Origin of the sequence: Janthinobacterium sp. SUN211 (genome assembly GCF_030587315.1) — a bacterium.
In the GTDB taxonomy this organism is placed as follows: Bacteria; Pseudomonadota; Gammaproteobacteria; order Burkholderiales; family Burkholderiaceae_D; genus Janthinobacterium; species Janthinobacterium kumbetense.
Map to the genome: position 1 here is coordinate 562,184 of NZ_JAPWIC010000004.1, position 14,573 is coordinate 576,756.

Sequence of the window (14,573 nt, forward strand, 5' to 3'; positions counted from 1 at the left end):
TTGTTCTTTAAGGTTGTGCGTGACGATGATTGGCCGAGTAGCTGCCGGTGACGTAGTGCTCGAGCTGGCGCTCGATGTCGGTCAGCAGGCTGGAAGCGCCGATGCGGAACAGGTGCGGCTGCAGCCATTCATTGCCCAGTTCTTCCTTCATCAGGATCAGGTATTGCAGCGCGCTCTTGGCCGAGCTGACGCCGCCGGCCGGCTTGAAGCCCACCTGGAAACCCGTCTGCTCGTGGTATTCGCGGATCGTGCGCACCATCGTCAGGGCCACGGGAATGGTGGCGTTCACGCCTTCCTTGCCGGTGGAAGTCTTGATGAAATCGGCGCCGGCCATCATGCAGACCCACGACGCCTTGGCCACGTTTTCCATGGTCAGCAAGTCGCCCGTGGCGAGAATCGCCTTCACGTGCGCTTCGCCGCAAGCCTTGCGGTAGGCCAGCATTTCGTCGTACAGCACTTGCCAGTTACCGTTCAGGACGTGCTGGCGCGTGATGACGATATCGATTTCCGAGGCGCCGGCGGCGACCGACAGTTCGATCTCGCGCAGCTTCGTTTCCATGCTCGTCAAGCCGGCGGGGAAACCCGTCGACACGGCGGCGATGGGCAGGCGGCCCTGGATGACTTTCACGGCCGGCTGGATCATCTCGTGGTACACGCACACGGCGCCGGTGCTCAGTTCCGTCAAGCCCAGTGCCTCCATCAGGTCGGCGCGCAGCGGGCGCATGGCCTTCATGCACAGGCGTTCCACGCGGCCCGGCGTATCGTCGCCGCCCAGGGTGGTCAGGTCGATCATCTGGATGGCTTTCACCAGCCAGGCGGCCTGGTATTCCTTTTTCACCGTACGGCGGTTCGCCAGGCTGGCCGCGCGGCGGTCCGTCGCGGCGCGGTTGACGCGGATCTGGTTGATCCAGCCCAGGTCGAGGCCAACGGCCTCGTTACGCTTGAATTCGGGGTGCATAAGTGTCATAACAAGCTGGTTCCATTAGCAAGTGGTGGTACGCCAAGGTGCTTGGCGAGGGTTTGGCCAATATCGGAGAACGTCTCGGAAATGCCCAGTGCGCGCGGAGCGACGCCGGGGCCGAAGAAGATCATCGGAATGTGTTCGCGGGTGTGGTCGGAGCCGTGCCAGGTAGGGTCGCAGCCATGGTCGGCGGTGATCACGACCAGGTCGCCTTCCTTGAGCTTGGCCATGAATTCCGGCAGGCGCGCATCCATTTCGCGCAGCGCGTCGGCATAGCCTTCGGTGTTGCGGCGGTGGCCGAAAGCCTGATCGAAATCGACGAAGTTCACAAAAGTGAGCGACTTGTCCTGCACTTCATCGGCCGTCTTCAACAGCGCTTCGAACAGCGCCATGTTGTCGACGCCCTTCACGACGCGCGAGATGCCCTGGGTGGCGAAAATGTCGCTGATCTTGCCCAGGCCGACGACTTCGCCGCCCGCATCCTTGACGTGGTCGAGCAGGGTCTTGCTTGGCGGCGCAACGGCGTAATCGTGGCGGTTGGAAGTGCGCGTGTAGTTGCCATTGCTGCCGGTGAACGGGCGGGCGATCACGCGGCCGATGTTGTACGGTTCGACCAGCTTGAAGGCCATTTCGCACACTTCATACAGGCGCTCGAGGCCGAACGACTCTTCGTGCGCGGCGATCTGCATCACCGAGTCGCCCGAGGTATAGATAATCAGCTTGCCGGTGGCGACGTGTTCATCGCCATGCTTGTTGATGATGTCCGTGCCCGAGGCATGGCAGTCGCCGAGGAAGCCCGGCACGCCGGACATGGCTTTCAGCTTATCGGTCAGGTCGGCCGGGAACGACGGCGTCGTGCGGGGGAAGTAGCCCCAGTCGAATTCGACAGGCACACCGGCGATTTCCCAGTGGCCGCTCTGCGTGTCCTTGCCGGTGGAACGCTCGCGCGCCGCGCCGTAGGCGCCGGTGAAACCGTCGCGCTGGTCGAAGCCCGTGGCCCATTCGCCGCTGGCCAGGTGCGCCGCGGCGCCCAGGCCCAGGCGTTCCATGTTCGGGAGTTTCAAGGTCTTGCCGCTTTTGGCGACAGTGCTGGCAATATGGCCAAAGGTATTGGCACCTGCGTCGCCATACTTGGCGGCGTCTGGCGTCGCGCCAAGGCCGAAGGAATCAAGCAGGAGGATAAATGCGCGTGACATGATAAGGCTCGCTTTAGGAGTGATGCGAAGATGATGCGAACAGTGTAGGCCGGATTTTCCCGGCCTGCCGCGCGGCAGCGCCGTTGGCCGGCGCGCCGCTACTGCATAAAAAAGTGCTTAGGCTTGCGGTTTTTCAGCGACTTTGGAGAGGAAAGCCAGGATCAGCTTGACCAGGTCTTTGGCGCCGATGGCCGCGTATTTCAGGGTTTGTTCGTGCGACAGGGCGAATGGCGACATGCCTTCGGCCAGGTTGGTGATGACGGACACGCCCACCACTTTCAGGTCGCAATGACGGGCCGACACCACTTCCGGCACCACCGACATGCCGACCGTGTCGGCGCCCAGGCGGGCCATCATGCGGATTTCCGCAGCCGTCTCGAAGTTCGGGCCTGGGTAGGCGACGAACACGCCTTCATGCAGGGTGATGCCGTTCGTGGCGGCCGTGTCCTTGACCAGGTTGCGCAGGTCCGCATCGTAGGCGTTGGCCATGCTGAAGAAGCGCGGGCCGAAGCGGTCGTCGTTCGGGCCGACCATCGGCGTGCCTGGCAACAGGTTGATGTGGTCGCTGATGGCCACCAGGCTGCCCGCGTCCACTTCAGGGCGCAGGGAACCGGCGGCGTTGGTGACGAACAGCATTTCGCAGCCCAGCAGTTTCAGGGTGCGGATGGCGCTCGTCATGACGCCCATGCCATAGCCTTCGTAGAAGTGGCCACGGCCCTTCATGCAGACGACGGCGACGCCCGACAGGGTGCCGACCACCAGTTCGCCGGCGTGGCCGTGCACGGTGCTGATCGGGAAGCCTGGCAATTCGTCAAAGCTGATGCTGACGGCATCCGTCATCTGCTCGGCCAACACACCCAGGCCGGAGCCGAGGATCATCGCCACGCGCGGCTTGAAATTTGCAGGAGCGCGGGCACGGATGATTTCGGCGGCGTGGAAAGGGCTGTTGTTCGACATGGTTATCCTCTGATTGACTAATGATGATGGGTTGCTGCCTGCGCGGCCGTGCCCGGTGAAGGACTGCGGCCCAGGTATCGGCTAAGTATGGTGTTACAGGTATATCGAAATGCGTATTGCCACTATTTGCCGCCACTATGCATCAAACGGAATATGTATGGCAAATACCATTTTTCTTGCCCATTTATACAATTCAAATATAAATGGCCGACATTATAGTCCAGGCAAGCCCTGACCTGCCATGCCCCGAAAATGCATGCATACAAGCTCCATACGACCGCTTTTCGCGCACGCCTGACACGGGCTTGACATGGGCTTGACACATGAAAGACAAATGTTTACAGTCGCAGACAAATGTTTAAACCTTCAGCGAAAACCTTGTGACCGACACCAATAAAAAAGACCAGCTGTACACGCTGATCCGCAACAACCCCTTCATCTCGCAGCAAGACCTGGCGAGCGAACTGGGCTTGTCGCGCTCGGCCGTCGCCGGCCACATCGCCGGTTTGATCCGCGAACGACGCCTGCTGGGACGCGCCTACGTGCTGCCCGACAGCCGCCCCGTGCTGTGCATAGGCGCCGCCAACCTCGACCGCAAGATGCGCACGCTGGCGACCTTGCAGATGGGCACCTCGAACCCCGTGCGCTCGGAAGAAGTGTTTGGCGGCGTCGGCCGCAACATCGCGGAAAACCTGGCCCGCCTGTCCATTCCCGTCGCCCTGCTGACGGCGCTGGGCGACGATGCGGCCGGCCACGCGCTGCAGACGCACGCGGAAGACGCAGGCATCGACATGCGCGGCAGCTTGCATTTGAGCAACACCAGCAGCGGCACCTATACGGCCGTGCTCGACGAACATGGCGAAATGCTGCTGGCGATGGCCAACATGCAACTCTACGAACAGCTGACACCCGCCTTTTTGCACAGCCGCCAGCCGCAGCGCGCGGCCGCCGCCCTCACCGTCTGCGACCTGAACCTGGGCCACGACAGCGTGCAGGCGCTGCTGGCCGATGCGCGCCAGGACGCCGCCCATGCGACGCCGCTGGTCATCGTCGCCGTCTCGCAGCCGAAGATGGCGCACCTGCCGCAAGACCTGACAGGCTTGCATTTGCTGATCCTCAACCGTGGCGAACTGGAAACGCGCGTGGCGCGGGCCTTGCCCACGGCGTTCGAAGTGCGCGCCGCCTGCCGCGAAGTGCAGCGCCAGGGCGCGCGCCAGGTGATCGTCACCTGCGGCGGCGAAGGCGTGTACTTCACGGATGGCGACAGCCTGGACGCGCCTGTCGTGCACCTGGCCGCGCGCGAAGTGGACGCCGTCGACGTGACGGGCGCCGGCGACGCGTTCTCCGCCGCCGTCTGCTGGTCGCTGTACCACGACAGCGGCAATTTGAAACTGGCGTGCCGGCGCGGCCTGAAACTGGCCGCCATGACCCTGGAATCCGCGGCCACCGTCTCCCCCCAGATTTCCGCCGGCGCGCTCGACAACATTGACGACGCCGACCTGGCGCCGCCCCCACCTACCCTCTTTCAACAGGATTAATAATATGACTCAATTACAGAATTTCCTCTTGTTCTCGCAAGAAGTGCTCGACGCGCGCGCCGCCGGCAAGGCCATCGTGGCGCTGGAATCAACCATCATTTCGCACGGCATGCCGTATCCGCAAAACGTGGAAATGGCGCGCGAAGTGGAGCAGATCATCCGTGACGGCGGCGCCGTGCCGGCCACCATCGCCATCATCGGCGGCAAGATCTGCGTGGGCTTGTCGCCCGAGCAACTGGAATTGCTGGGCACCTCGCCCGACGCCATGAAAGTCAGCCGCCGCGACCTGCCGTTCGTCCTGTCGCAGGGTAAATTGGGCGCCACCACCGTGGCCGCCACCATGATCTGCGCGGAACTGGCGGGTATTTCCGTGTTCGTCACGGGCGGCATCGGCGGCGTGCACCGCGGCGCCGAAACGAGCTTCGACATTTCCGCCGACTTGCAGGAACTGGCGCAAACGTCCGTCGCCGTCGTCTGCGCGGGCGTGAAATCCATCCTCGACATCGGCCTGACCCTAGAATACCTGGAAACCCATGGCGTGCCCGTCATCAGCGTGGGCCAGGAAGGCTTCCCCGCCTTCTTCACGCGCGAAAGCGGCTTCAAGGCCGATTTCCGCCTCGATACGGCCGCCGAACAGGCTGCCTTCATCGGCACCAAGTGGCAACTGGGCTTGAAAGGCGGCGTGATCGTCAGCAACCCCGTGCCGGCCGCGCAAGCCATGCCCAAGGAAGAAATCGATGCGATCACCACGCAGGCGCTGCAGGAAGCGGACGCGGGTGGCGTGAAGGGCAAGCAAGTCACGCCATTCCTCTTGTCGCGCATCAAGCAGCTGACGGATGGACGCAGCCTGGCGACGAATATCGCCCTGGTCAAGCACAATGCCCAGGTCGGCACGGCGCTGGCCATTGCCATGCAGGCAGTCGTGGCACGATAATAGGACTGCTGTAAAGAAAGCGCGCATGCCGGCATCCAGGCCTGCGCGCCGTTCCATCGCCTAGCACCACGCAACGCCAAGGAAAGCATGTCCATCGATCTGAAACAGTTAAAGTATTTTCTTGCCGTTGCCGAGGAGAAAAGCTTCAGCCGCGCCGCCGAGCGCCTGCATATCTCGCAGCCGCCGCTGAGCCAGCAGATCATGAAACTGGAAAGCGAACTGGGCGTACGCCTGTTTGCGCGCACCACGCGCACGTTCGAGCTGACCGTGGCGGGCAAGGCGCTGATGAACGAGGCGGCCGACCTGCTGGCCAAGATGCGCATGACCATCGACACCATCCGCCAGATCGACCGCGGCGAGGTGGGCCGCTTGCGCGTGGGCATCGTCGGCTCGGCCATGTGGGGCCCCATCCCCAGCCTGCTGGAAGAATTCCAGACCAAATTTCCCCGCGTCAGCTGGACCATCCATGAATTTGGTCCCACGGTGCAATACGAAGCCTTGCGCGCCAAGCAAATCGACGTGGGCTTCTGGCGCGAACCCAAGCTCAACGACGACGACTTGCGTCACGACAATTTACGCCAGGAACTGTGTTTCCGCGAAAACGTCTGCGTGGCCGTCAATGAACACCACCCGCTGGCAAAAAACACGTCCATCGAACTGATCGACATCGCCCACGAACCGATGCTGACCCTGAACCTCGACAAATCCGCGTTTCCCCGCTACCTGGTGCAATGTTGCATCAATGCCGGCTTCGAACCCGTGATCTTCCAGGAAGCGAGCGAGCCGCAAACCCTGCTGGCCATGGTGGGCGCGGGCCTGGGCGTGACCCTGGTGCCGGAAACGACGAGCCGCATCGGCTGGCCCGGCGTGGTGTTTCTGCCGATCAAGACCAATCCGCCGTCGGCCAACCTGTATATCAGCTACACCACGCTGGACGACGCGCCCGTCGTGCGGGCCTTCTTGAATATCCTGAATCCCCCCGCCGCTTGAAGCCGCAATTTATATGGCTTTCATATAAATAACTAAACAAAAACGTATTTGTCATACATATCTGGCATGATGCATAGTGATTCGGACGCCCATCGCGGCGCCGGTCCCGTGCTTGCCCTGCCCGTCAACTGACGGCGCATCCCAGCCCGCTCCGGCAGCCCCCTTCGATGTTGTACCTATAGACGGGGCGCGACTGTTGCATGAGCATCACATTGTCGACATAAAAGCAGTCGAGGTCAGCAATGATCTTGTGCAATACAGTGCAATGTTGATAAGGAATTATCACCTCGTGCATCAAAAACAGGCTAAATCGGCCCCAAATTATATGTTTCACCTATAAAAAATATACAATATCGATCTTCCAGGAGCCAATTCATGAAACTTACACAATTTAGTTTGACGATCGCAGCCGTATTTCTGACGGCTCAAGCGTCCGCGGCTACCCCAAAACTGGGTGTCGTGTATGACGCGGGCGGCAAGTTCGACAAGTCGTTCAACCAATCCGCTTTCGAAGGCGCCTCGCGCTTCAAAAAAGACACGGGCATTTCCTTCATCGAAGTGCAAGCCTCCAGCGATACGCAAGCCGAGCAAGTCATGCGTGGCCTGGCCCGCAAGAAACTCGACATGATCGCCGCCATCGGCTTTGCGCAAACGCAAGCCGTGCAAAAGGTCGCCAAGGAATTCCCGAACGTAAAATTCGTGCTGATCGACGGCCAGGCCGCCGGCAGCAACGTCAATTCCGTCGTCTTCAAGGAAGAAGAAGGCTCCTACCTGGTGGGCGTGGCTGCGGCCATGGCCAGCAAGAGCAAGAAGGTCGGCTTCATCGGCGGCATCGATATTCCCCTGATCCGCAACTTCGCCTGCGGCTACGCGCAAGGCGTCAAGGCAGTGAATGCGAAAGCGGAAATCACGCAAAACATGGTCGGCACCACGTCCGGCGCCTGGAATGACCCGGCCAAGGGCGGCGAACTGGCCCGCTCGCAATTCGAGCGCGGCGTCGATGTCGTCTTCGCCGTCGCAGGCGGCAGCGGCATGGGTACCCTGCAAATGGCCAAGGAAAAAGGCAAGCTGGCCATCGGCGTCGATTCGAACCAGAACCATTTGTATCCAGGCAGCATCCTGACCTCGATGGTCAAGCGCGTCGACAACACCGTCTATGACAGCTTCATGGAAGTCAAGAACGGCACCTGGAAGGGCGGCGTCAGCTATAAAGGCTTGAAAGAAGGCGGCGTGGACTGGGCGCTCGATGCGAACAACCGCAAGCTGATTACGCCGGAAATCGAAAAGCGCGTGTTGGGTGCGCGTAAGGACATCATCGATGGCAAGATCAAAGTGATCGATTACCGCGTCGGCAGCAGCTGCCCGGTTTAATTTTTCTCCGTATCTTTTAGCGCGCCGCCGGGGCCAGTCTCCGCGCGGCGCGTTTCCATGAAACTATCCAGTTATGAACCTATGCAGCCAGCAGTAGAATTTCGCAGCATTTCCAAGCAGTTTGGACATGTGAAGGCGAACGCCGACGTCAACTTCTCCATCGCCAAGGGCAGTATCCACGGCCTGGTGGGGGAGAATGGCGCCGGCAAATCGACCTTGATGAGCATCCTGTACGGGTATTACCGTGCCGACGGCGGGGAAATCCTGCTCGACGGAAAAGTACAACCGATCCGCAACAGCCAGGAAGCGATCAACCTCGGCATCGGCATGGTGCACCAGCACTTCATGCTGGTCGAGAACTTCACCGTCCTCGACAATATCATGCTGGGCACGGAAGGCGGTTTTCGCCTGGCCAGCCACCGCACGGAAGCGGAAGCGAAGTTGCGCGAGATTTGCGCCCGCTACCGCCTCGATGTCGACCCGCTGGCGAAGATCGAAGACCTCTCCGTCGGTGCGCAGCAGCGCGTGGAAATCCTCAAGCAGATTTACCGCAGCGCCAATATCCTGATCCTCGACGAGCCGACAGCCGTGCTGACGGCCCAGGAAACAGCTTCGCTGTTTGAAATCTTGCGCCTGTTCAAGGAACAAGGCAAGACCATCATCTTGATCACGCACAAGCTGCAAGAGATCCTGGAAATCACCGACAACGTCACCGTCATGCGCGGCGGCACGGTGGTGGGCGCCGTGGCGACCGCCGGCACTTCGAAAGAGGAACTGGCTAACATGATGGTCGGCCGCCCCATCCAGAGCCACTTGCCGCGCGCGCCCTACAATCCGGGCGCCACGGTGCTGGAAGTTGACGGTTTGCAACTGGCTGACGACCAGCAAGTCAAATTGCTGGCCGACATAGGTTTCAATCTGCGCGCCGGCGAAATCGTCGCCATCGCGGGGGTTTCGGGCAATGGCCAGAGCGAACTGCTGGAAATTCTGTCCGGCATGCGTTTGCCGACGTCGGGCAAGCTGCGCTTCCTGGACAAGGACTTGCCGTTTGCCAAGCGCCACGATGCCGACGGCTTGCCGCTGACCTTCCGCGAACTGGGCATCGCCCACATTCCGGAAGACCGCTTGCGCGATGGCGTGGTGAAAAATTTTTCCGTCATGCAAAACACCATCCTCGGTTACCAGGACCACCTGAAAAACCGCTGGGGCTTGTTCAACTTCAAGGCCATCGGCGCCCGCTGCGCGCAATTGCTGAAGACTTTCGACGTGCGCCCGGCCAATCCGGACTTGCGCATCGGTTTGTTGTCCGGCGGTAACCAGCAAAAGGTGGTGATCGCGCGCGAAGTGCTGGCCAAGCCGAAACTGATGCTGGTGGGCCAGCCCACGCGCGGCGTCGACATCGGCACCATCGAAAGCATCCATACGCAATTGCTGGCCCTGCGCGACGCGGGCGTGGCGATCCTGCTGGTGTCCGTCGAACTGGAAGAAGTGCGGGCGCTGGCCGACCGCATCCTCGTCATGTGCGGCGGACGCATCACCGGCGAACTGAAAATTGAAGAATTCGATACCACCCGCATCGGTCTGTTGATGGGGGGAATGCATAAATCATGAATAACGACTTGCCACGCTGGGCGACAGCCTTTGTCATGCCCATGTTAAACCTGCTGTCGGCCTTGCTGGTCGCAGCCCTGGTGATTTATATGCTGGGCGAGGACCCGGCCGAATCGCTGTCGATCCTCGTCCACAGCGCCATCCTCAATCCGGAAGGCTTGAGCTATACCCTGTTCTACGCCAGCACCTTCATCTTCACGGGCCTGTCGGTCTCCGTGGCGATGCAGGCTGGCCTGTTCAATATCGGTTCCGAAGGCCAGATGTATATCGGCGGCCTGGGCCTCACTGTCGCCATGCTGGCCTTCGACCAGACCCTGCCCGCCTGGCTGCTGATTCCGGCCGCCATGATCGGCGCGGCCCTGTTCGGCGCGCTGTGGGGTTTCCTGCCCGGCTACCTGCAAGCGAAGCGCGGCAGCCATATCGTCGTCACCACCATCATGTTCAACTTCATCGCCGCCAGCCTGATGAACTTCGTGATCGTGAAATACCTGATCCCGCCAGGCGAACAGAACACGGCCAGCCGCGTGTTTGCGGAAAGCGGCGAAATGCCGCGCCTGTCCACCTGGTTCCCGTCGCTGGGCGACACCCCGCTGAACATCAGCTTTATCCTTGCGATTGCCGCGCTGGTGATTTACGGCGTGATGGTCTGGCGCTCGTCGTGGGGCTTCAAGCTGCGCGCCACGGGCCTCAACAAGCACGCGGCCCACTATGCGGGCGTGTCGATCAGCAAGATGATCATCATCGTCATGCTGATCTCCGGCGCGCTGGCGGGCCTGGGTTCCGTCAATTCCATCATGGGTTCGACGCACTATCTGTCGCTCAATTTCGTCGGCGGCGCCGGCTTTATCGGCATCGCCATCGCCCTGATGGGCCGCCAGCATCCGGTCGGCATCTTCCTGTCGGCCGTGCTGTTCGGCGCGCTGATACAGGGTGGTTTCGACTTGTCGCTGGAAAAACCGAATATCCCGACGGAAACTTTCATTTTCATCCAGGGCTTGATCATCCTGTTCTGCGGCGCCATGGAAAACTTCTACGCACCGGCCATTTCCGCCCTGCTCAAGCGCACCAAAGGCTAACACCATGACACTCGACGACTTTCAATTCGCCAGCATCCTGGTATCGACCGTGCGCAATGCGCCCGTCCTGATCTTTGCCGCCATGGCCGGCCTGTTTGCCGAACGCAGCGGCATGATCGACATCGGCCTGGAAGGCAAGATCCTGGCCAGCGCCTTCGCGTCCGCCGCCGTGGCCTACACGACGCAAAACCCGTATTACGGCATGGCTGCCGGCATGCTCGTCTGCGTCGCCCTGGCCCTGCTGCAAGCCTATGTCAGCATCACGCAAAAGGGCAACCAGTTGGTGGCCGGCATGGCGATCAACATCGCCATGAGCGGACTGACGTTTGTTCTGGCGCAATTCTTCTTCCAGCAAGGCGGCCGCACGCCCGACCTCGGTTCGGCGCGGCTGTTCGACGTGGTCTTGCCGGGTACGCAATACGTGGAACACATCCCCTTCATCGGCTGGGTGTACGCCCACCTGATCGGCGGCCATTCCATCCTCGTCTACGTGGCGTTCCTGCTGATTCCGCTCGTGCACTGGCTGCTGTACCACACGCGCTTCGGTCTGCGCCTGCGCGCCTGCGGCGAAAACCCGCACGCGGCCGACTCGGCCGGCGTGAGCGTGGAAGCGACGCGCTACCTGGCCATGCTGGTGGCCGGCATCCTGTGCTCGTTCTCGGGCGCATATCTTGCCATCGTGCAAAGCGGCTTCTTCCTGCGCGACATGTCGGCCGGCGCCGGCTACTTGGCCCTGACGGCCATGGTGTTCGGCAACTGGCGTCCCGTCTACACCTTCCTCGGCTGTTTGATGTTCGGCTTCTTTGCCGCCATCCAGATCCAGATTGAAGGCGTGGACTTGCCCGTCGTGGGCCGCATCCCCGGCTCGCTGATCCAGATGGTGCCGTACGTGGTCACCGTGATCGTGCTGGCGGGCTTGATGGCGAAATCCATCGCGCCGAAGGCCATCGGTATCCCCTTTGTGAAGTCCCGTTAAGAGGCTATCACATCATAAAAAAAGCGAAGCCCGCGGGCTTCGCTTTTTTTACGCCTGCGCAATCTCGTCCAGCGAGAAATACACGGACAAGCCAAGCTCTAGCGCCACCGCCACCATCTGGTCGGCTCCCTGGGAAGCGCCACCGATGCGCAGCACGGCATCGCAATGGCTCAATAAACGCGTCGCATGCGCGTGGAACAACTCTTCATACACGGCGTCGCCCACCCGGGTGGAACCGGCCAGCGCCAGCATGGGCAAGGCCAGCCATTCACCGAGCACGGGCATGTGTCCCTTGGCATACAGCGGCAGGCAGACAGCTTGCATGGCGTCCACATTGCGCTGCATCAAGACGGGGTCGTCGCCCGTGCCGGAACGATACGGGCCAGCTACTAAAATCTGCAGTCCTCTTTTGCGCGGCATCAAGTGCAACTGCGCATGCTGCATCAGCATGATGGTCTTGCCGTCGCAGATGCGGCCATCGGCCACCATCTGCAGCGCTTGCGCCAGGGGCAGTTCCAGCACTTCGATATCCTCGCCCTCGTGCGCCAGGCCGCCGCCATCGCCGATGCGGCTGGCCGGATCGTATTCGGCCACAAAAAAATGCAGGCGCTCCGTCACGGAACCGGGGCTCATGAAAGCCTCGAACACTTTATGCACGGCGCCCACCGTATAGCCCGTTTCTTCTTCCACTTCGGCGCGGATGCGCTGTTCCGCGCTGGCCTCTTCCAGCAAGCCGGCCGCCGATTCGATGAGGAAACCGTCGTGGCCTTCGCGGTAGGTGGGAAAGCGGAACTGGCGGATCAAAATCACCGTGCGTTTGACTTTGTTGTAGAGCAAGATGGTGGCCCCATCGCCCCGGTCATAGGTTTCCCGCGTCTGCGTCTGCCACTGTCCATCGCGGCGCAGATAGTCGAACGTGGTTTTCTGCAATAAATACCAGTCGTGCGACAGGGTCTGCACGCCGTGGATGCGGACCCGTTCCTGCTTGCTATTTTCTTCACGCATAGTGTCTCCTTGTGCTTGTATATGCTTGCCTTTGCCGACTTTATCATGCAAACTCGTGCAATATCAAGAAAATACAAGAAAAATCATGCTGACACATCAACGCAAACAATACCTGCTGGACTTGCTCCAGCGCGAAGGCCAGATCGTCGCCAAGGCCGTCAGCGATAGCCTGGGCTTGTCGGAAGACACGATACGCCGCGACCTGCGCGAACTGGCGAAAGAGGGTCTATTGGAGCGCGTGCACGGCGGCGCCCTGCCCTTGCTGCCCCGTTCGCCCGCATTAGCGCCGTTCGTGGGGCGCGAACAGCTTTCGCTGGAAGCCAAGCCCGCCATCGGTCGCGCGGCGGGCGCCATGATACAAACGGGACAAGTGGTGTTTCTCGATGGAGGCACGACTGCCGTGCAACTGGCGCGCCAGCTGCCGCGGGAGTTGCGCGCCACCATCGTCACGCACAGCCCTTCGATTGCCGTCGAACTGGTGAATCACCCCGGCGTCGAGGTGCTGATGCTGGGTGGGCGCCTGTACAAGCACTCGATCGTGGGTGTCGGCGCGGCCACCGTGGAAGCCATCGGCCGCATCCGCGCCGACCTGTACTTCATGGGTGTGTCCAGCCTGCATCCACAAGCGGGCATCACTACGGGGGACCATGAAGAAGCGTGCGTGAAACGCGCGCTGAGCGAAGCGTCCAGCCGCACCATCGTGCTGGCTTCGCCGGAAAAGTTCAATACGGCCTCGCCGTTTCAAATCGTCCCCTTGAGCCAGGTCAACGACATCATCGTGCACCGCGACATGGAAGACGCCCTGATCGCGCCCTACCGCAAGATGGGGATCAGCATCACCCTGGCATGAAAAAAGCGGCCCGCAGGCCGCTTTCGCATGACACTTTACTGCGGCCAGATCGCCTGCAGAACGGCGGCCAGACGATAGCCCGCTTCGATCAGCTGCTGCTTCGCCAGCGCCGAGCTGGGCACGGGATAATTGTCCGGCACGTTCAAGTTCCACACGTTGTAGACATCGCCCTTGCGGCTGGTCTGCTGCGTGGCCGGGCCGGCCACCACGTCCGTGAAGGCAATCTTTGACGCCGCCAGCGAGGCATCGGCCCATTGATACGGCCAGGTGGCGGGGTCGCCGCTATTGGCGCTGACCACAGGCGCGCTGGCGATCACGGTGCGCGCGAACTGCTGCGGCGTGCGCGTGCTCAGGCGGCGCATGGCGTAATCGACGACGGTCGTGTCCCAATATGAATGCAGGGGCTTGGTGGGCGACTTCGGATACGCGCTGGAGGGCTTGGCCGCGCCATCCTCAGCCGGCAGCGGCGCAGGAATCACGGCATCCGACAGCGCCGTCATCTTCGCATCGTCGAGCAGCAAGTCATTGCCGCCGCGCGCATTGAAAATGGTGACATCGTCAATCTGCGCCTGCGTGGCGGGCACGAAAAACTGGCCATCCTTGCCGACAAACGCATTGCCCACATGCAATGGCTGGTGGATATCACCGACCAGGTGCGTGATCAAAATCAAAGCTTCGCGCTGGCTGAAGCCGTGCGGATTACTGGCCGCATCATCCTTGCCTTGCAACACCAGGATCGCCTGCTTGAGCGTCTGCACGATATCGTCGTCGGCCGTGCCCACGCCATGGTCGTGGTAATGCGCGTTTTGAAAAGGCACGTTCGTGTAATGGTATTCGCCATGCTTGGGATTCGCCGCGACATAGGTCAACATTTCGGGCGATTGCGGACCGCAATACGTGCCCTTCACGCAATCGGGCCAGTTGGCGATCTTTTCCAGGCTTTCGCCGGGCAACAGCAATTTCCCCAGCCGCGCCTGCGCCGCGCTGCCCTTGAGCAACTGATCGGCGATGGCGCCCACGGCGCGGTGGCCGTCGTTGCCCCAGGCCAGCACATTGCCGGAGGAGAAAGTCGCACCCAGCGCCAGCACCGTCAACAGTTTTTTCATGT

General features: G+C 61.2%; 12 protein-coding genes and 1 pseudogene. 8 read left to right on the top strand and 5 right to left on the bottom strand.

The genetic code is table 11. The annotated features are described in order from the left end of the window. Positions 1–7: 7 nt before the first annotated feature. From deoC to xapA, 3 genes are all read right to left on the bottom strand, one after another. Positions 8–967, bottom strand: coding sequence for a deoxyribose-phosphate aldolase (gene deoC / locus O3301_RS17295; RefSeq protein WP_305056984.1), 960 nt, complete (start codon positions 965–967; stop codon positions 8–10). After that, positions 964–2,157, bottom strand: a complete 1,194-nt coding sequence (locus tag O3301_RS17300) for a phosphopentomutase (RefSeq protein WP_305056985.1) — start codon at positions 2,155–2,157, stop codon at positions 964–966. Before O3301_RS17300 ends, deoC begins: the two co-directional genes overlap by 4 nt. Positions 2,158–2,274: 117 nt before the next feature. Next, positions 2,275–3,114, bottom strand: a complete 840-nt coding sequence (gene xapA / locus O3301_RS17305; protein ID WP_099665372.1) for a xanthosine phosphorylase — start codon at positions 3,112–3,114, stop codon at positions 2,275–2,277. A gap of 380 nt (positions 3,115–3,494) precedes the next feature. Between xapA and O3301_RS17310 the strand changes: the two genes are divergently transcribed. The 7 genes from O3301_RS17310 to O3301_RS17340 all read left to right on the top strand — a co-directional run bounded on the left by O3301_RS17310 (position 3,495) and on the right by O3301_RS17340 (position 11,610). Then, the gene (locus O3301_RS17310; protein ID WP_305056986.1) at positions 3,495–4,652 is read left to right on the top strand and encodes a carbohydrate kinase; all 1,158 of its coding nucleotides are present in this window, start codon (positions 3,495–3,497) and stop codon (positions 4,650–4,652) included. 4 nt (positions 4,653–4,656) lie between these two features. After that, a complete protein-coding gene (locus O3301_RS17315) occupies positions 4,657–5,586 on the top strand; it encodes a pseudouridine-5'-phosphate glycosidase (RefSeq protein ID WP_099665374.1) in 930 nt (309 codons plus the stop codon). An 87-nt stretch (positions 5,587–5,673) separates the two neighbouring features. Continuing rightward, positions 5,674–6,576 carry a LysR family transcriptional regulator gene (locus O3301_RS17320; protein ID WP_077400023.1) on the top strand — a complete coding sequence of 301 codons (903 nt, stop codon included), beginning with the start codon at positions 5,674–5,676 and terminating at the stop codon, positions 6,574–6,576. A gap of 375 nt (positions 6,577–6,951) precedes the next feature. Continuing rightward, entirely contained in the window at positions 6,952–7,947 is a 996-nt protein-coding gene (locus O3301_RS17325; protein ID WP_086145103.1) for a BMP family protein, read from the top strand. A gap of 81 nt (positions 7,948–8,028) precedes the next feature. Beyond that, a complete protein-coding gene (locus O3301_RS17330) occupies positions 8,029–9,558 on the top strand; it encodes an ABC transporter ATP-binding protein (protein WP_305056987.1) in 1,530 nt (509 codons plus the stop codon). Further along, complete coding sequence (locus O3301_RS17335) at positions 9,555–10,634, top strand: ABC transporter permease (RefSeq protein ID WP_035824975.1); 1,080 nt, start codon at positions 9,555–9,557, stop codon at positions 10,632–10,634. Before O3301_RS17330 ends, O3301_RS17335 begins: the two co-directional genes overlap by 4 nt. A gap of 4 nt (positions 10,635–10,638) precedes the next feature. Next, positions 10,639–11,610 carry an ABC transporter permease gene (locus O3301_RS17340; protein WP_034754516.1) on the top strand — a complete coding sequence of 324 codons (972 nt, stop codon included), beginning with the start codon at positions 10,639–10,641 and terminating at the stop codon, positions 11,608–11,610. 420 nt (positions 11,611–12,030) lie between these two features. Here O3301_RS17340 and O3301_RS17345 read toward each other — a convergent pair. Next, positions 12,031–12,615: pseudogene (locus tag O3301_RS17345) on the bottom strand (NUDIX domain-containing protein); the annotation flags it as partial. 85 nt (positions 12,616–12,700) lie between these two features. Here O3301_RS17345 and O3301_RS17350 point away from each other — a divergent pair. Further along, entirely contained in the window at positions 12,701–13,465 is a 765-nt protein-coding gene (locus tag O3301_RS17350; protein ID WP_305056988.1) for a DeoR/GlpR family DNA-binding transcription regulator, read from the top strand. Between the two features lie 35 nt (positions 13,466–13,500). On the opposite strand, the gene O3301_RS17355 is transcribed toward O3301_RS17350, so the two are convergent. Next, positions 13,501–14,571 carry a S1/P1 nuclease gene (locus tag O3301_RS17355; protein ID WP_305056989.1) on the bottom strand — a complete coding sequence of 357 codons (1,071 nt, stop codon included), beginning with the start codon at positions 14,569–14,571 and terminating at the stop codon, positions 13,501–13,503. Between the last annotated feature and the right edge of the window lie 2 nt (positions 14,572–14,573).